This window comes from Gilvibacter sp. CC01, from assembly GCF_055755295.1.
On the sequence record NZ_CM146909.1, the window covers coordinates 1,468,141 to 1,485,719 of the forward strand.

Annotated in this window: 13 protein-coding genes; 4 read left to right on the forward strand and 9 right to left on the reverse strand. The window is 45.4% G+C overall.

Going from position 1 to position 17,579, the window contains the following annotated elements; all coding sequences use genetic code 11:
* Positions 1–5: 5 nt before the first annotated feature.
* The 5 genes from AC0J2F_RS06940 to uvrC form a co-directional block, all read right to left on the reverse strand.
* Positions 6–782 (reverse strand): DUF3108 domain-containing protein, encoded by a 777-nt coding sequence (locus AC0J2F_RS06940; protein WP_473007028.1) that lies wholly within the window; start codon positions 780–782, stop codon positions 6–8.
* A 102-nt stretch (positions 783–884) separates the two neighbouring features.
* The gene (gene hppD, locus AC0J2F_RS06945) at positions 885–2,024 is read right to left on the reverse strand and encodes a 4-hydroxyphenylpyruvate dioxygenase (RefSeq protein WP_473007029.1); all 1,140 of its coding nucleotides are present in this window, start codon (positions 2,022–2,024) and stop codon (positions 885–887) included.
* A 102-nt stretch (positions 2,025–2,126) separates the two neighbouring features.
* Positions 2,127–3,284, reverse strand: coding sequence for a homogentisate 1,2-dioxygenase (locus AC0J2F_RS06950; RefSeq protein WP_473007030.1), 1,158 nt, complete (start codon positions 3,282–3,284; stop codon positions 2,127–2,129).
* Between the two features lie 220 nt (positions 3,285–3,504).
* Complete coding sequence (locus tag AC0J2F_RS06955; protein ID WP_473007031.1) at positions 3,505–5,730, reverse strand: patatin-like phospholipase family protein; 2,226 nt, start codon at positions 5,728–5,730, stop codon at positions 3,505–3,507.
* 3 nt (positions 5,731–5,733) lie between these two features.
* Positions 5,734–7,530: an excinuclease ABC subunit UvrC gene (uvrC, locus tag AC0J2F_RS06960; RefSeq protein WP_473007032.1), complete on the reverse strand. Its 1,797-nt coding sequence runs from the start codon at positions 7,528–7,530 to the stop codon at positions 5,734–5,736.
* A gap of 183 nt (positions 7,531–7,713) precedes the next feature.
* On the opposite strand from uvrC, the gene AC0J2F_RS06965 reads away from it, so the two are divergent.
* The 4 genes from AC0J2F_RS06965 to AC0J2F_RS06980 are packed head-to-tail and all read left to right on the forward strand — an operon-like array spanning position 7,714 to position 12,351.
* On the forward strand, positions 7,714–9,891 hold the full coding sequence (locus AC0J2F_RS06965; RefSeq protein WP_473007033.1) for a TonB-dependent receptor: 2,178 nt from the start codon (positions 7,714–7,716) through the stop codon (positions 9,889–9,891).
* A gap of 59 nt (positions 9,892–9,950) precedes the next feature.
* Positions 9,951–10,823: a RimK family alpha-L-glutamate ligase gene (locus AC0J2F_RS06970; RefSeq protein ID WP_473007034.1), complete on the forward strand. Its 873-nt coding sequence runs from the start codon at positions 9,951–9,953 to the stop codon at positions 10,821–10,823.
* Positions 10,823–11,794 carry a succinylglutamate desuccinylase/aspartoacylase family protein gene (locus AC0J2F_RS06975; protein ID WP_473007035.1) on the forward strand — a complete coding sequence of 324 codons (972 nt, stop codon included), beginning with the start codon at positions 10,823–10,825 and terminating at the stop codon, positions 11,792–11,794. The genes AC0J2F_RS06970 and AC0J2F_RS06975 overlap by 1 nt, the downstream gene beginning before the upstream one ends.
* A complete protein-coding gene (locus AC0J2F_RS06980) occupies positions 11,791–12,351 on the forward strand; it encodes a 5-formyltetrahydrofolate cyclo-ligase (protein WP_473007036.1) in 561 nt (186 codons plus the stop codon). Before AC0J2F_RS06975 ends, AC0J2F_RS06980 begins: the two co-directional genes overlap by 4 nt.
* On the opposite strand, the gene AC0J2F_RS06985 is transcribed toward AC0J2F_RS06980, so the two are convergent.
* Genes AC0J2F_RS06985 through ileS form a run of 4 tightly spaced genes read right to left on the reverse strand, consistent with a single transcriptional unit; the run spans position 12,348 to position 17,459 of the window.
* Positions 12,348–12,983 carry a lipoprotein signal peptidase gene (locus AC0J2F_RS06985; RefSeq protein ID WP_473007037.1) on the reverse strand — a complete coding sequence of 212 codons (636 nt, stop codon included), beginning with the start codon at positions 12,981–12,983 and terminating at the stop codon, positions 12,348–12,350. The genes AC0J2F_RS06980 and AC0J2F_RS06985 overlap by 4 nt on opposite strands.
* A 28-nt stretch (positions 12,984–13,011) precedes the next feature.
* Positions 13,012–13,638 carry a hypothetical protein gene (locus AC0J2F_RS06990; RefSeq protein WP_473007038.1) on the reverse strand — a complete coding sequence of 209 codons (627 nt, stop codon included), beginning with the start codon at positions 13,636–13,638 and terminating at the stop codon, positions 13,012–13,014.
* Positions 13,639–13,669: 31 nt separating this feature from the next.
* Positions 13,670–14,053: a TraR/DksA family transcriptional regulator gene (locus tag AC0J2F_RS06995; protein WP_374957975.1), complete on the reverse strand. Its 384-nt coding sequence runs from the start codon at positions 14,051–14,053 to the stop codon at positions 13,670–13,672.
* A gap of 4 nt (positions 14,054–14,057) precedes the next feature.
* A complete protein-coding gene (gene ileS / locus AC0J2F_RS07000) occupies positions 14,058–17,459 on the reverse strand; it encodes an isoleucine--tRNA ligase (protein ID WP_473007039.1) in 3,402 nt (1,133 codons plus the stop codon).
* Between the last annotated feature and the right edge of the window lie 120 nt (positions 17,460–17,579).

Genomic DNA, 17,579 nt, shown 5'->3' on the forward strand with positions numbered 1-17,579 from the left:
TTAAGCTAGTCTTCGACTCGAAGTGTAAAAGAGTGTTTCAAGCCTTTGAATTCTACCAGATCGGCCTTGAGATTACCAACCGCCAAGCTCGCTTTTATGCGCACCGGAATGCGGTTCTCATCGTCAGAGACCCAAACGGTCAAACTCTCCTGCTCCTTAAAAACACGCCCGGCCATAACAGAGGGTCTAAACACCATACAAGGAATCTTACCAAAACGAGTTTTAAGCGTTTCCCTGTAGAGGAACTTTAGTCTGAATTTGTAGTTCTCTTTATCAAAAAACATATTCATCTCGGTAACATCGCCTTCTTGCATATTGGAAACATCCAAACGATTGCGCAGATAGTAAAAGGCCGAGACCATGTCTTGCGCATCCTTAGGAAAACTCAAAGTCTCCTTTTCATTGTGTTTTCTGTTAAAAACTAAGGCCTTGTTGGTATCGTGGTTAAAGTCGATTTGAATGTCTTTGGTATGGCCCCCTTCATCTATCTTTCTAATGAAACGATACGGAATATCCATTTCTGTATCTATGTAAGATTCGTAGTAATCCTCAACATTAAAGAACAGCTTGGTCACCCCCGTTGTGCGGCCTTCGCCTTTTACGTGGTAAACGATTTTTCCGTTAAAGGTCTTCTGATCTACTTCGAGTGTTGCATAACCGGCAGTTATTAGGCCGTAATGAATCCGGAACCGAAACCATTCGCCATCCCCATAGGCCTTTTTGGTTTGTCCCATAAGCCCGCTAAAGACGAGCAATAAGGTCAATGTTAATAATCGTTTCATAGTAGGTGGGCAATAAGTGTTTAATATGGGGATTGCAAGTTCTATTCCAAAAAGTAGGAAAAAGGCGGAGTTTAAATCCGCCTTTAACTATTATTTAGCGTTTTATAAGGTTCCACGGGCTTCTTGTTCGCGCTCAATAGCTTCGAAAAGCGCCTTGAAATTTCCTTTTCCAAAAGACTGAGCTCCTTTTCGCTGGATGATCTCAAAGAACATTGTAGGTCTGTCTAAAACAGGCTTGGTAAAGATCTGCAATAGATAGCCCTCGTCGTCTCTATCAATAAGAACGCCTAATTCCTTAAGCGGCTCTAGGTCTTCGTCTATCTCTCCCACGCGGTCCAAAACTGTGTCGTAATAGGTCTCTGGCACATAGAGGAATTCTACGCCATTGTCGCGCAGTTGCCCTACAGTTTCAATGATGTTATCTGTAGCCACGGCGATGTGTTGCACCCCAGCTCCATTGTAAAAGTCGATATACTCCTCGATCTGAGATTTCTTGCGGCCTTCTGCAGGTTCGTTTATGGGGAATTTAATACGACCGTTCCCATTAGACATTACCTTACTCATAAGAGCGGTGTACTCTGTGGAGATGTCGTTATCATCAAAGGAAACCAATTGTGCAAAGCCCATTACTTTAGCATAGAACTCGCACCATTTGTTCATCTCGTTCCAGCCTACATTACCCACCATATGGTCTATGTATTTAAGACCAACGCTCTTAGGATTAACTGGTTTGTCCCAAGCTTTATATCCAGGCAAGAAAGGCCCGTCATAAGCAGATCGCTCTACAAAGACGTGCACAGTTTCACCATAGGTGTGAATCCCAGAAAGGACCACCTTGCCGTTGGCATCTTCTCGCGTGATAGGTTCCATATAGGGCTCGGCGCCGCGTTTTACAGTCTCTTCAAAGCTCTTTTTGGCATCGTCTACCCAAAGGGCAACAACCTTTACGCCATCTCCGTGATCATTGATGTGTTGGTTGATAGGGCCTCCCGGTTTAAGCGGAGAGGTCAGTACCAAACGGATCTTATCTTGTTGCAAAACATAAGACACTGTGTCCTTGTTTCCAGTTTCCAATCCGCTGTAGGCAATTGGAGTAAAGCCCCAGGCATGCTCGTAATAAAAGGCAGCCTGCTTGGCATTGCCTACATATAGTTCTACAAAATCGGTTCCTAATAGTGGTAAAAAGTCATCGGCCTGAGGGACAATTTTCTCCAAAGCTTGTGATGTATTATCTGTAATCATTGTTTTTAATTTTAAGGGTGATGTAACTAAATAAACGCTTGATAAGAAAAAGCATTCCTTACCACATCGCCCTACAATGGGTTGACAATATGTTCTTATGTCTTACTCCAACCATGACTTAAAGTAATCGCCGTCTGCGATCTTCATCGCTTCTTCGGTCACCTTTAAGGGTTTAAAAGTGTCTACCATAACGGCCAATTCGTCTGTCTTTACTTGCCCGATGCTGCGCTCTGTCGCTCCCGGATGTGGCCCGTGCGGAATCCCCGCGGGATGCAAGGAAATGTGCCCGGCATCTATGTCGTTGCGGCTCATAAAGTCGCCATCTACATAATACAACACCTCATCGCTGTCAATATTGCTGTGATTGTATGGTGCAGGTATACTCTGCGGATGGTAATCGTACAGTCTAGGCACAAAGGAACACACCACAAAGGCATCGGTCTCAAAGGTCTGATGCACTGGTGGCGGTTGGTGGATGCGCCCAGTAATAGGTTCAAAATCGTGAATGGAAAAGGCGTAGGGATAATTGTATCCGTCGTAACCCACCACATCAAATGGATGCGTGGCATATACCATATCAAAGATGTCGTCCTGTTTTTTAATCTTGATCAAAAAGTCGCCTTTTTCATCGTAGGTTTCTAATTCCTGCGGACGGCGAATGTCGCGCTCACAGAAAGGCGAATGTTCCAAAAGTTGCCCAAACCAATTGCGATAACGCTTGGGCGTATAAATTGGCCTATATGATTCTACTATGAATAGTCGGTTATCGTCCGTGTCAAAATCGATCTTGTAAATAATTCCGCGAGGAACTAGCAGATAGTCTCCGTATTTGAAATCCAGGTTCCCCATATGGGTGCGCAGTTTCCCGCTTCCTCGGTGCACAAAGATCAGTTCGTCTGCATCTGTGTTCTTGTAGAAATAGTCTTTCTGTGACTCTGTAGGAGCCGCCAAAATGATGTTGCAATCGCTATTGGTCAAAATGATCTTACGGCTTTCTAGATAGTCTGCAGTAGGAGGCACTTTGAATCCATGAAAACGAAAGGATTGCATGTTGTTCTGACGTGCCACCTTTGGGGCAACGCTGTATTGATTGTCAATAGATTTAACCTGCGTAGGTCTGTGCTCGTGATATAAATTAGAAGACATACCATCAAAACCAATGGTGCCGAAGAGCTGCTCGGCATAAAGCGTTCCGTCTGGCTTGCGAAACTGAGTATGTCGCTTGTGTGGGATCTTCCCTAAAGAATGATAAAAAGGCATCTGTTTGAATTGTTACGTTAGTAAAGAGTCAGGCTATACCCTTGCGGGTCGTACAATTCCTTATTCCGGATTGCGCTTGAGCCTGTCTCGCAGCTTAAAAAACAGTCTGTAATTCCGTTTAGGTGCCATTACACAAATATCGAAAAAATATGCGTGCCATCGGTAGCGATTATCTCAATTATAGAACCTGAATAATTCAACTACTGTTCAATTCAGGTCATTAAAACCAGAAACCTAACGAAACATACCAACTGCTTTCCGCTACTTCTGGAGAATAACTGTAGACGAGCTGTAGCGGTCCTGCAAAGGTTTCGAAGCCATAACCCACACCAAAACCGCTATAATCTATGGCATCTATCCATGCATTGTTGGTAAATAGGTTATTGCCAATATTTGCAATGTTTACCATCCCAAAGAGGTGATTATTGGCAAAGAGCTCGTAATCTAAACGGAGGTCTGCCTTTAGGTAAGTATCTCCTCTAAAGCTCAAAGGTTCCAAGCCTACAAAGGGCATTAAATTTCCGGTTTGCCTAAAACCAAATCCGCCGAGAAAGAAGTCGAAAGCTCGGGTAGAATCGTCTCCGATCTTAAAGCCTCCTTCGGTACCTAGAATTAATGTAAAATCTCCAAAGCGCTTGGCTCCACCCAAACGGGCCTTAGCAATGGAAAACTCTTCAAATCTGTCATTGCGACCAGAAGCTGTGAGATAGACGTTGATTTGCCCTTCAAAGAAGAATCCTTTGGTTGGAAAATACACATCGTCTCGAGTGTCGAATTTTAGAAACCCGAGTAAACTTCCGTAATCGGTATCGTCAAAATAGGTTCTTGAATCGTCTGGAGTGAGCCCAAAGGTATCACTGAATTGAATCATCTTTTTGTGCTCAACTCCAACGCCAAATGCAAAGGCATTACCAAATAGGGTTTGCACGTAAAACTGATTGGTCCATTCAAAGTACTCTAAGGCCAGCCGATTGATCTGTCCCGGATCTATCAGGTCATTGAGAAACAATTCCTGCCCCACATTAGTCTCGAACTCGTTGAGATAAGACCGTAATCCGATACTCCAATAATAACCCTTGTCCACATAATAGTCGAAATTATAACGCAAGTTATCGCCTGCAACAAGGTCAAAAGAAGCAATGTCATTGTTGGTCAACAACCTTTTAAAGGTCACATTGACCAGCGCAGCACTTTTGTACAGATTATCGTAATGCGCTCCCAGACGAAGCAGCATTCTATTGTTGCTTTCTTTAAGTCTGATGGAAACTTTGGTGGAGTCGTCTTCGGTGCGGTTGAAGTCGTAATCTATGGCTTGAAAATTCCCGGTAGCCATAAGATTATTCACCCCGTCGCTAAAACTTGCAAAACTAGTCTCTGAAGGCGATCTGAGTCTGAGTTTACCCAACACATAAGAACGGCTGTATTTATCATTTCCGCTAATATCTACCTGATTGATCTTTAGCTTGGCCGAGGGCTGTTTTACATTGTAGATCAAAGCAGCCTTTTGCTGTTTACTTGCCAGTTCATTTAAGGCATCGAGCTGCTCCAAAGCGGCATCTACTCCAGATTGCACTATGGCCGAGCCTTGATCGAATGACACTACGGTAAATTCGTCTATGGCCGGATTGATATAGATGTCCGTTTTTGGGATCTTCGTTTCCATGGCCTGGATGGTTCGGAAATTATTTATTTGAACCAAAATATCTAAGGCCGACCCTAGTTCTTCTCTATCTCGCAGTTCGTCTTGAACGTCTATCCCGATAATGATATCCATTCCTTTGGCGCGCAGTTCATCTACCGGATAATTATTGACTACGCCCCCGTCAATAAGCACTCTTTCGTTGAGCTCCACGGGGCTAAAAAGCGATGGCAAAGCCCCACTGGCCGTTAAGGCTCGAGGCAAATAGCCAGATTCCAACATAACGGGTGTTCCCCTTTCCACATCCGTAGCCATACAAAAGAACGGAATTGGCATGGCCTTAAAGTCAACTTCGCCACCCAAATGTTGGGTGAGCTGCCAAAGTAGATTGTATACGTTTTGCCCTTTGGAGAGCGAGGCAGGCACGCCTACTTTGAAACCGTCAAAAGGTAGGGTTATTGCGTATTTCTCTGCATCTGCTTTTTCGTAAAAGGTACGCGCATCTCGCGGGAGTTCATCTTGAATGAGTTTGTCAAAATCTTGAGCTCTAAATATGGAGTCTAACTGAGCAGCACTGTATCCGGAGGCGTAAAGCCCTCCAACAATTGCTCCCATACTGGTCCCGCCAATATAGTCGATGCGCAAACCAGATTCTTCGATAACTTTTAGGGCTCCTATATGCGCCAAACCTTTTGCACCTCCGCCACTAAGCACCAAGCCTACTTTGACATCAGTGGTGTCTTGTTGGGCGCTTGAGACGGTTCCCATCAGCAATAAAAACACAAAAAGAAAAGCGGTTAGTCGCATGGATCAGGGGGTAATATTAAAGTGCCTGGCTATCAAACTGGCCTTGCTTACACCTACAAGTTGCTCCAATTCGCCAAAGGTTGCGTTGCGCACGCGCTTGGCACTCTTAAAATGTTGTAATAGGGTGATCACCGTCTTTTCTCCTATCCCGGGAATGGTCTCCAATTCGGTCTCCAATGCTTCCTTGCTACGCTTGTCTCTGTGGAAAGTAATTCCAAAGCGGTGTGCCTCATTACGGAGCTGTTGAATGATCCTTAGTGTCTCTGACTTCTTGTCTAAATAAAGCGGAATAGGATCGTCTGGAAAAAATAGTTCCTCTAAGCGTTTGGCAATACCGACTATGGCAATCTTGCCCCTTAGGTCTAAAGCTTCTAAAGCCTTTAGGGCCGATGAAAGCTGGCCCTTTCCTCCGTCAATGACAATGAGCTGCGGTAAAGGTTGTTCCTCTTCTAATAGGCGTTTGTAGCGACGGTAAACCACCTCTTCCATAGAGGCGAAATCGTCAGGGCCTTCTACGGTCTTGATGTTGAACTTGCGGTAATCGCGCTTGCTGGGCTTGCCATTTTTAAAGACCACACAGGCCGCTACAGGGTTGGTTCCTTGAATATTAGAATTGTCAAAACATTCGATATGACGCGGCTCCTCAGACAGACGTAAGTCCTTTTTCATCTGGGCCATGATCCGATTCTCGTGTCTGTTAGGGTCTGTGATCTTGGTCTGCTTAAAGCGCTCCATTCGGTAATATTTGGCATTGCGAATGGAAAGATCTAGAATGTGCCTCTTGTCACCCACTTTGGGAACATGTACTTTAATATCGTCGCCCAAGTCTAGCTTAAAGGGCAGATAAATCTCCTTGCTCTGGGAATTGAATCGCTGCCGCATTTCTACTACAGCCAGACTGAGTAATTCCGCGTCCGACTCGTCGAGCTTCTTCTTCATTTCCAAAGTATGCGACCGTATTATAGAACCGTAGGACAGCTGTAAAAAGTTCACATAGCCATAGCTTTCGTCCGAAACTATCGAGCATACATCCACATTGTTGATCTTGGGGTTCACTATGGTGGATTTGGCCTGGTAGTTCTCTAGCACGGTAAGCTTTTCTTTAATGCGCTGGGCGTCCTCGAACTCCATGGCCTCGGCATGGGCTTTCATCTGCTGTTTAAAGCGCCCAATGGAATCTTTAAAATTTCCTTTTATGATCTCTCGGATAGCTTCGATATTTTGATTGTACTGCTCTTCTGAGTACTTGTTTTCACAAGGCCCCAAACAGTTACCCAAATGAAACTCCAAACAGACCTTGTACTTGCCTGCGTCTATCTTTTGTTGCGCTAAGTCGTAATTACAATTGCGCAGCGGATACAACCCTCGAATAAGATCCAACAGCGTGTGCACTGTTTTCATGCTGGTGTAAGGGCCAAAGTATTCTGACCCATCTTTAATAACCTTTCGCGTGGGGAAAACTCTTGGAAAACGCTCGTTTTTTATACATATCCACGGATAGGTCTTATCGTCTCTGAGCAACACATTATAGCGCGGCCGTTGGTTCTTGATCAGATTGTTCTCTAACAAAAGGGCATCACTTTCGGTTTCTACGACTATGTGTTTGATCTTCGCGATCTTTTTGACCATAAGCCGAATTCGACCGTTGTCGTGCTGCTTGGTAAAGTAAGAGGAGACGCGTTTTTTAAGATTCTTGGCCTTGCCGACATACAACAGTTTTCCCTCCTGGTCATAATACTGATATACGCCGGGAGCAGCTGGAAGTGTTGCGATCTGAAGTTTTACGGAAGCCTTATCCACAACTCAAAGATACAGCTTGTTGCTCATTTAAAACAGCAGCCTCTGGATGCAATATTCATAATTCTGCATCGGCAGAAATCCAGACAGCTATCACTTGCGTAAGTATCACAAACAACCAAAACAAAAACAATGTTGCGTCCTATTTTTCAAATTCTATTTATACTATTGAGTTCAACTAGCCTATTGTCACAAAACCTACAAGGTTACATCACAGATGCCTCTGGCTTAGCCTTACAAGACGTAGTGGTGATAAACAAGTCCAAGGTGAAACACACCCATAGTGATGCCAATGGATTCTTTATGCTAGAAGGTGTTCAAGTTACCGATGAGATCCAGTTCTCTCATATTGGTTTTGAGACTTTAATCTTTATTGCTGCGGATTTTTTAACGCAAGAACAAAATAACTGGGCCCTTCAAGAAGCGAGACTTTCGCTGTCTCAAGTGGTGATCAGTCCGGCCGTAGGTTTAGATGTACAAATAAGTGATGTGGATCTAAAATTGAATCCGGTGCTTTCCTCTCAGCAACTACTGCAAAGGGTGCCCGGACTTTTTATCGGACAACATGCCGGTGGAGGAAAAGCAGAACAGATCTTCTTGCGCGGGTTCGATATAGACCACGGAACAGATATTAATTTGAGTGTCGATGGCCTTCCGGTCAATATGGTATCACATGCGCATGGCCAAGGTTACAGCGACTTGCATTTTGTGATCCCCGAAACGCTTGCGACCATAGATTTTGGCAAAGGTCCTTACCAAGTAGCTCAAGGCGATTTTACCACTGCCGGTTATGTAGCCTTTAAAACCAAGGACCAAATAGAACAAAACAGCTTGAGTGTAAGCTATGCTGATTTTGCCAGTTTTAGGACTGTTGGCATGTTCAAGCTTTTAGATGGCCCAAAGACCCAAGCTTATGCTGCCGGATCTTTCAATGCCTTTGACGGCCCTTTTATAAGTCCGCAGAACTTTAATCGTGTAAACCTATTTACTAAGTTCAGTACGCAAATAGCACAAGACGAGAAGTTGGAATTTAGCGCTTCACATTTTGCTAGTAAGTGGACAGCATCTGGGCAGATCCCTTGGCGAGCAGTGCGTTCTGGACAGATAGATCGCTTTGGGGCCATAGACGATACAGAAGGTGGAAATACCTCGAGATCTAATTTGGTGGTCAATCACTTTAAGCGCCTCAACAATGGCAGTAAGCTAAATTCTACCCTTTACTATTCTCGCTATTACTTTGAACTATTTTCGAACTTCACCTTCTTTTTGGAGAATCCTGTAGATGGAGATCAGATCAGGCAATTTGAGAATCGTGAACTGATGGGTTTTCAGACCACTCTTGACCATAAATTCGACTTAGGAAATAAGACTGTTAAGTATGAGCTTGGGGCCGGATTGCGCTACGACAATGTAGACGATTTGGAACTTGCTCGCACCAAAAATCGGAAAGAAACCTTGGAGCAATTAGCCTTTGGAGATGTTGACCAAACCCACGGATTCCTATTTGCCTCTGCGAATTTAAAATTTGGGAAATGGCGCTTGAACCCAGGCTTGCGCCTTGATGGATTTCAGTTTGATTATACAGACGGGCTCGCCACCAACTTCTCTAATCCTACGGCGAATTCACTGAGACTGAGCCCAAAGTTCAATCTCTTCTATGAGCCAAGTAATAGCGTTCAGTTATACTTAAAGAATGGTCTGGGGTTCCACTCTAATGATACCCGAGTTTCTGTAACTCCAGGAGCTGTAGACAGCAGTTTGCCAAAAGCCTTTGGAACAGACCTCGGGCTGAACTTTAAACCCAACGACAAGCTCTTTGTGAATTTTGCCCTTTGGCATTTGTACCTGGAACAAGAGTTTGTTTACGTCGGTGACGAAGCCATAGTAGAACCTAGCGGGGAGACCCGTCGTCTGGGCTTTGACCTCGGATTACGGTATCAGCCTACGCCATGGCTGTATCTGCAACAGGACCTGAACTATGCCTACGCCCGAAGTTTAGATGCTGCCGCTGGGGAGGATTACATTCCTTTGGCCCCAACTTGGACAGCCATGGGATCTGCCACCGTTGACCTTGCCGATGGTTTTAGTGCCGGATTGCGGTATCGATTTATTGACGACCGCCCTGCAAATGAGGACAACTCCATAGTTGCCGTGGGATATTTTATCAACGATGCCAATATTGGCTATAGCGTGGGCAATTGGCGCTTTGGCATCTCGATAGAAAATATTTTTGACACCGAATGGGAAGAAACCCAGTTTGCAACCAACAGTCGTTTGCAGAACGAAGCGGTTGCGGTGGAAGAGATCCATTTTACCCCTGGAACACCCCGTTTTATCCGAGGGCAGATCACCTACAGATTCTAATTTCACCTAAGCGGCTGATTTTTTGCTATTTTGCAGTAGCAAACCATTTGAAGCGGCTCATGAACATCGCTATTCTATCGCGCGGCGCGCAATTGTACTCGACCCAAAGTCTGTTTAAGGCGGCCGAACTGCGCAACCACGATGTGGAGATCATAGACCCCATGCACTGTGTGCTCAGCATAGAAGATGGCGAACCCAAGGTGCATTATCTGGGCGATGAGATAGACGACCTACACGCCATTATTCCACGTATAGGTGCGAGTAATACCTACTTCGGATCTTCTGTGGTCCGGCAGTTCGAAGCGCAGGGTGTCTTTACTACCGTGAGCAGTGAATCAATAATCACTTCACGCGATAAATGGACTTGTTTTCAACTCTTGTCTCGTGCTCGAGTGCCAACTCCTATGACCATTTTGGGCAACAACCGCGATCCGGAGAAGCTCTTAGAAGGATGGAAATCGTTTCCGGTTATCATTAAATTGCTCAAAGGTACGCACGGCCAAGGTGTGATCTTGGCAGAAAGTCGGCAAAGCGCACTTTCTACCTTAGAGACACTAAACAGCCTAGGGGCACGTTATGTGCTGCAAGAGTTTATTGCGGAGTCTAAAGGCACCGATCTACGAGCTATAGTGGTTGGAGGCAACGTGGTCGCTGCCATGAAACGCCAAAGCAAGGACGGTGATTTTAGGTCTAACCTGCATCGGGGAGCCTCCGCAATTCCGGTTAAACTCGATTACAAACAAGAAGCGCTAGCCATACGCGCAGCCAAGACTCTTGGTCTTGGAGCCTGTGGGGTGGACATTTTACCTTCTCAAAAAGGGCCTTTGGTCTTGGAGATCAATTCCACACCAGGGCTAGAAGGCATAGAAAACACCACGGGCATAGATGTGGCTCGGCACTTTATCAGCTATATAGAAAGAAACAAACGCTAATGGCCAAAAACCAAGCAAAACACCTGGAGATCTGTGGCGAGGTAATCGCTCCCGGAGCTTCCATGGAGATCAACCTAAGTATCGCAACCCTGCATACGCAGACCAAGATTGATGTGCCTATAATTATTGAGCGGGCCAAGGTAGACGGTCCTACAGTACTTTTCACTGCAGGCATACACGGCGATGAAGTGAACGGAATAGAGATTGTGCGACAACTCATTGCCAAAGGGATCAACAAACCTAAAATAGGCACCGTGGTCTGTATCCCAATTGTAAACATCTTTGGATTTATTCAGAAGTCGCGAGAGTTTCCAGATGGTCGTGATCTGAACCGTGTTTTTCCAGGGAGCCGATCTGGGTCCTTGGCGTCGCAGTTTGCATACCAGCTCACTCATCAGATCATGCCTAACATAGACTACTGTATGGATTTTCACACGGGAGGCAGCAGCAGGTTCAATGTACCTCACATCCGCATCACCGGAGCAGACAAAACCCAGAACAAACTGGCAGAGGTATTCAATGCGCCCTTTATACTGCACTCCAAAAACATAAAAAAATCGTTCCGCAGCTATTGTGAGAAAAACGATATTACTGCCCTGCTCTTTGAGGGCGGAAAGTCTAACAGCATTGACAATATTGTAAGCAACACTGGAGTAAACGGAGCTAAGAGAGTGTTGAACGAGTTGGGTATGTTGCGCTCTAAGTTCAAGGTGAGTTCTCCTAAGAAAAAATCCGTAGTAATTACACAAAGCCGCTGGCTTAGAGCGTCTACTTCGGGTATGTTCAAACCGGCAGTAAAAGCAGGAGAAAGTGTGCCTGTAGGCCATGTGCTGGGACACATAACCGACCCGTATGGCAAGGTCCATTATTGGATCCGTTCTAATGCTGCGGGTTATGTGATCAATGTGAACGAGGCGCCTATAGTTTACCAAGGTGATGCGCTGTTTCATATCTCTACGGCCAACTTATGACCAAGGCAGCCCTTCGTAAAGCGTACAAATCAAAGCGCCAAGCCCTATCTGAAAAGGAGCTGGAAGATGCCAGTTTGGCTATTGCCAATGCGGCCTTGCAGCTTCCAATTTGGGAGGCCCGCTATTACCATATCTTTCTCCCAATTAGCCGCCAGTTAGAAGTCAATACCGAATACCTTTTACACATCTTGCAGGGCAAGGATAAAAGTGTGGTGGTCCCTAAAAGTAAGTTCGAAGATATGAGCTTGACCCATATCTTGTTGGAAGATCACACCCTAATTAAAGAGAACCCTTGGGGTATTCCGGAACCCATAGATGGAATAGAAATTCCCCCTAATAAACTCGATGTGGTCTTTGTGCCGCTACTGGCCTACGACAAACAGGGGAACCGCTTGGGTTATGGCAAAGGCTTTTACGACCGTTTTTTGGCAGCGTGTAAATCTAAAGTAATAAAGATTGGACTTTCTTTCTTTGCTGCGGAAGATGAGATCCCGCATAGCGATACTGATATTCCACTGGACTATTGTATTAGCCCAGAGCACACCTATAAGTTCTAATCGTCGCTTAGTGAGGCTACCGTGTCTGGCTTTTTAGGGAAGGCCTTCTTGTGGAATACCAAGAGCATCAAAACTCCGCAGGTAATAGAAGCATCGGCAATGTTGAAAACGGGTTCAAAGAAGGTGAATCGCTCTCCGCCCCAAAATGGGATCCATTCCGGCAGATCGCCAGACCATAAGGGGAAGTACAACATATCTACCACCTTTCCGTAAAAGATAGGCGCATAACCGCCTTCTTCTGGCATAAAAGTCGCCACTTGGCCTAAGGAATCGTTAAAGATCATCCCGTAGAAAACCGAATCTATTATGTTTCCGAAAGCGCCGGCAAAGATAAAGGAGACTGCCGTGGTGAGTATACGCGAGGTCTGCTTCTTTACTGAATCCCACAACCAATAACCAATTCCGACTATGGCTACCAAACGGAACAAGGTCAAGAATAGCTTGCCGTATTGCCCCGGGATCTTTGCACCCCAAGCCATGCCTTCGTTCTCTATAAAATAGATGCGGAACCAGTCCTGTCCTAGGACACTAAAGCCGCCGTGTAATTGATAATGGGTTTTGATATACACCTTACTGAACTGATCGATCAGCAAAACGATAAAGATGATAATACCTGCTTTCTTTAAAGACATTAGAAGGTTTTAAGGCTACAAAAATACACTAATTTTTGGCTTTAAGACGGATGTTACCTTGTGGGGCAACAACGCTTATTTTATGGGTTCCACTTTGGGGTAATCGGTTGTCTATCTTATTAGGGTCACCCACCGTTTCTGCGTAGAGTCCGGCAAGACCTTTAACGTTTATATTTCCATCTGAAGTGGCCAGCACCCCGGCGGCCAAAAAATTCTTAGCATTGATATTTCCACCGTCTAAACGCAATTCCACTTGCGCGAACTCACCGTCTAAAGTCACTCTTAAACAACGTCCGGAAACGTTCAAATATTTTCCCTCAGGAATTTCTAAAGTAAGTTCTGCCGCTATGACCTTGTGTGCCCCCAATTTATCGTCCATTGGGGCAAAGCCCGGAGCAAAACCAATATTGACGTTCCAAGTACCGCCCACTTCGATGAGATTCAACACCAATTCTGCGGCAAATTCGCCTTCTGTGTTCATAAAGGCCTTAAAGCGATTGGTTTGGGATGTTCTAACAGTGAGTCTAGAAATATTATCCACATCTACCTGCAAAACCTGCAGCGTAGAGGCATCTATATCCTTAATGGTCTCTATTTGTGCCAAGGCCCAAGGGCTAAAGCTTAGCCACAGCAAAATGATGGAGAAATAACGCATAAGAAAAACGCCCCAAAGCGGGGCGTCTGTATTATTTCTGCATGTTTTTGGCTTCGATGCTCAAGGTAGCATGCGGCACCAATTTAAGGCGTTCCGGATTGATGAGTTTCCCGGTTACACGGCAAATGCCATAGGTCTTATTTTCTATACGGATCAAGGCGTTCTTTAGATCGCGAATGAACTTCTCTTGTCGAATAGCCAATTGCGAATTCGCCTCTTTAGACATTACTTCGGAGCCTTCGTCAAAAGCTTTGAAGGTAGGAGAGGTATCGTCTGTTCCGTTATTTGAATCGTTTTTGTAAGCGCTTTCAATAAGCTCGAGTTGCTTCTTGGCCTTATCCATCTTCTCCATGATGATCTGACGGAATTCTTCGAGCTCCTTATCGCTGTATCGGTTTTTAACTTCTTGCGCCATAATCCTAATATTTTTTTATCGCCAGTCGGGTTTCTATATCGTCAAATGCAACTTCCGTGCCTTCTTTTAGGTCGTCAGAAAACTCGAGACTCGCGGTTAAAGTTTCCGTTTTAATATAATCCAGATTTGCGGCTACCGCAGCTTCCAGTTCTGGGGCCTTTTGAATAGTTACAGACACCTTGTCTGTGACTTCAAAGCCCGAATCCTTGCGTACGTTTTGAATGCGGTTCACCAATTCTCTGGCAATGCCTTCGCTCTTGAGCTCCGGAGTGATGTTAACATCTAAGGCAACTGTGAGGGGACCATTATTGGCCACTAACCATCCTTCTATATCCTGCGAGCTAATCTCCACGTCAGGCAGGCCTAAAATAATATTTTTTTCATTAATTACAACTGCTATTTCACCTTTCTGCTCAATGGTTTGAATGTCTTCTTGAGTGAACTGTGAAACCGCCGCTGCAACGGCTTTCATGTCTTTTCCGAATTTTGGCCCGAGGACCTTGAAATTCGGTTTGATCTGCTTCACCAAAATGCCACTGGCATCGTCTAGCAGTTCTATTTCTTTTACGTTTACTTCGGATTTTACCAAGTCTGCAATAAGCTCAATCTCGGCCTTATCCGCAGCATCTAAAACAGGGATCATTATACGCTGCAATGGCTGACGCACTTTGATCTGCTCTTTCTTGCGTAACGAGAGTACCAAGGAAGATATTGTTTGCGCCTTCTGCATGCGGTGTTCTAAAGCGGAATCGATCAAGGCTTCGTTGGCCTTTGGGAAATCGCTTAAGTGAACCGACGTTGCCGATTCCAAGCCACAAACAGCATTGAGATCTTGATACAATCGATCCATATAGAATGGAGCTATCGGAGCACTGAGTTGCGCCACACGATGCAAACAAGTACATAGGGTCTGATATGCAGAGATCTTGTCTGGGCCGTAGCTACCTTTCCAGAAACGGCGACGGCACAAACGCACATACCAGTTACTCAAGTTCTCTTGCACAAAGTTCGAGATGGCTCGGGCAGCCTTGGTAGGCTCGTAATCGGCATAGGCCTCATCCACTACTTTGATAAGGGTATTGAGTTCTGATAGGATCCAACGGTCGATCTCTGGTCTGTCTGCTACTGGAACATCTGGCTCACTGTAGTTAAAGCCGTCCAAGTTAGCGTACAAACTAAAGAAGCTGTAGGTATTATAAAGCGTTCCGAAGTATTTGTTGCGCACCTCACCAATACCATCAATGTCAAACTTGAGGTTGTCCCAAGGATTCGCATTTTGGATCATATACCAACGGGTGGCATCCGGTCCGTATTTATCTAGGGTTTCAAAAGGATCGGTGGCATTGCCCAAACGCTTGGACATCTTTTGGCCGTTCTTGTCCAAGACCAAACCATTCGACACTACGTTCTTGTAAGCCACGTCGTCAAAGGTCATGGTAGCAATGGCGTGCAAGGTGTAGAACCAACCACGGGTCTGATCCACTCCTTCGGCAATAAAGTCTGCCTTGCGCCAGGTGTTCTCTACCATCTCCTTGTTCTCAAACGGATAGTGCCACTGGGCGTAGGGCATAGAACCAGAATCGAACCATACGTCAATGAGGTCACTCTCGCGCTTCATCGGCTTGCCAGATGGGCTCACCAAGGTGATCTGGTCTACAATATTTTTATGTAGGTCTACTTTAGCGTAGTTCTCCTCGCTCATATCGCCCACCACAAAGTCGGCAAACAGATCGGCTTCCATAAAACCAGCACTAACGGCTTCTGCCATAGCTTCTTTAAGTTCCGCCACAGAACCAATGATGCGTTCTTCTTTACCGTCATCACTGCGCCAGATAGGCAATGGGATTCCCCAGAAACGCGAACGAGAAAGGTTCCAATCGTTGGCATTAGATAGCCAGTTTCCGAAACGGCCTTCACCAGTTGCCTTAGGCTTCCAGTTGATCTCTTGGTTGAGTTCGAACATACGGTCTTTAAAGGCAGTCGCCTTAATGAACCAGCTGTCTAGAGGATAGTATAAGATAGGTTTGTCCGTACGCCAGCAGTTTGGATAACTGTGCACATACTTCTCCACCTTAAAGGCTTTATTGTCGGTCTTCAGGATAATAGCCAGCTCCACATCTACGCTTTTGTCTGGCGCCTGTCCATCGGTATAATATTCGTTCTTTACGTACTTGCCCCCCAACTCGCCCAATTCAGGACGGAAACGCCCCTGCAGGTCAACAAGGGGTACCAAGTTGTCGTTTTCATCTTTGACCAACATAGGCGGTACTTCTGGCGAGGCCTCTTTGGCCACCTTGGCATCGTCTGCACCAAAGGTCGGTGCGGTGTGTACTATACCGGTACCATCTTCTGTGGTAACAAAATCTCCCCCGATCACACGGAAAGCGTTCTCTGGGTTGTCATGAGGCAAGGCGTAGGTAAGCAATTGCTCGTAGCGGCTTTCTACCAGATCTGCCCCCATAACAGTATCGACCACCAAAAATGGCACCTTTTTAGCTCCAGCTTCATAGGCTGCTAACGCAGTTGCGTCTTCTGCCTTTTCAAATTTGCCGCTGAATTGCTTTCCGATCAAGGCAGTAGCCAAAACCACAGTGATGGGCTCAAAAGTATACTGATTGTAAGTCTTTACCACCGAATATTCGATCTTAGGCCCAACGGTCAAAGCCGTGTTAGACGGTAAGGTCCAAGGGGTAGTGGTCCAAGCCAAGAAATGCAAGTCAGTATACTGTTGCAACTTAGCTGGCAAGGTTTCAGTTATGGCTTTAAACTGCGCCACAACTGTGGTATCGGTAACGTCTTGGTAAGTTCCTGGCTGGTTCAGCTCGTGCGAGCTTAAACCAGTTCCGGCTTTAGGCGAATACGGCTGAATGGTATAGCCTTTGTACAGCAGGTCTTGCTTGTAGATGTTCTTTAGGAGCCACCAAACGGTTTCCATATACTTGGGCTCGTAAGTCACATACGGATCGTCCATATCTACCCAATAACCTACACGTTCGGTCATGTTGTTCCAAACGTCTGTATAGCGCATTACGGCCTTTTTACAGGCTGCGTTGTACTCTTCTACCGTGATCTTTTTGCCAATGTCTTCTTTGGTGATGCCGAGTTCTTTCTCCACGCCCAATTCAATTGGCAGGCCGTGAGTGTCCCATCCGGCCTTACGCTTTACTTGGTAGCCTTTTTGGGTTTTGTAGCGGCAAAAGATATCTTTAATGGCGCGGGCCATAACGTGGTGAATTCCAGGCAATCCGTTAGCCGATGGTGGGCCTTCAAAGAACACAAAAGGTTCTCCGCTCTCACGACTGGTCACACTCTGTTCAAACACCTGGTTTTGCTTCCAAAAATCAAGTACTTCTTCCGCAACTTTGGGAAGGTCAAGTCCTTTATATTCAGCAAATTTCGCGCTCATTTATGGGTCTTTTCTAATAAGGGAGCGAAATTAAGGAATTTTGGTCAAATTTCCTTTGCAATCAGGGTTTATAAGGTATTGAGGATTTTTGCTTTAAAAGAAAGGATGATTTTATGATGT

Bases quoted from the DNA above. Each gene is read 5' to 3' on its own strand.
- AC0J2F_RS06955 (WP_473007031.1), bottom strand. From the start codon at position 5,730: ATGCGACTAACCGCTTTTCTTTTTGTGTTTTTATTGCTGATGGGAACC.
- AC0J2F_RS06975 (WP_473007035.1), top strand. From the start codon at position 10,823: ATGGCCAAAAACCAAGCAAAACACCTGGAGATCTGTGGCGAGGTAATC.
- hppD (WP_473007029.1), bottom strand. From the start codon at position 2,024: ATGATTACAGATAATACATCACAAGCTTTGGAGAAAATTGTCCCTCAG.
- AC0J2F_RS06940 (WP_473007028.1), bottom strand. From the start codon at position 782: ATGAAACGATTATTAACATTGACCTTATTGCTCGTCTTTAGCGGGCTT.
- AC0J2F_RS06970 (WP_473007034.1), top strand. From the start codon at position 9,951: ATGAACATCGCTATTCTATCGCGCGGCGCGCAATTGTACTCGACCCAA.
- AC0J2F_RS06995 (WP_374957975.1), bottom strand. From the start codon at position 14,053: ATGGCGCAAGAAGTTAAAAACCGATACAGCGATAAGGAGCTCGAAGAA.
- AC0J2F_RS06980 (WP_473007036.1), top strand. From the start codon at position 11,791: ATGACCAAGGCAGCCCTTCGTAAAGCGTACAAATCAAAGCGCCAAGCC.
- AC0J2F_RS06990 (WP_473007038.1), bottom strand. From the start codon at position 13,638: ATGCGTTATTTCTCCATCATTTTGCTGTGGCTAAGCTTTAGCCCTTGG.
- AC0J2F_RS06985 (WP_473007037.1), bottom strand. From the start codon at position 12,983: ATGTCTTTAAAGAAAGCAGGTATTATCATCTTTATCGTTTTGCTGATC.
- ileS (WP_473007039.1), bottom strand. From the start codon at position 17,459: ATGAGCGCGAAATTTGCTGAATATAAAGGACTTGACCTTCCCAAAGTT.
- AC0J2F_RS06950 (WP_473007030.1), bottom strand. From the start codon at position 3,284: ATGCCTTTTTATCATTCTTTAGGGAAGATCCCACACAAGCGACATACT.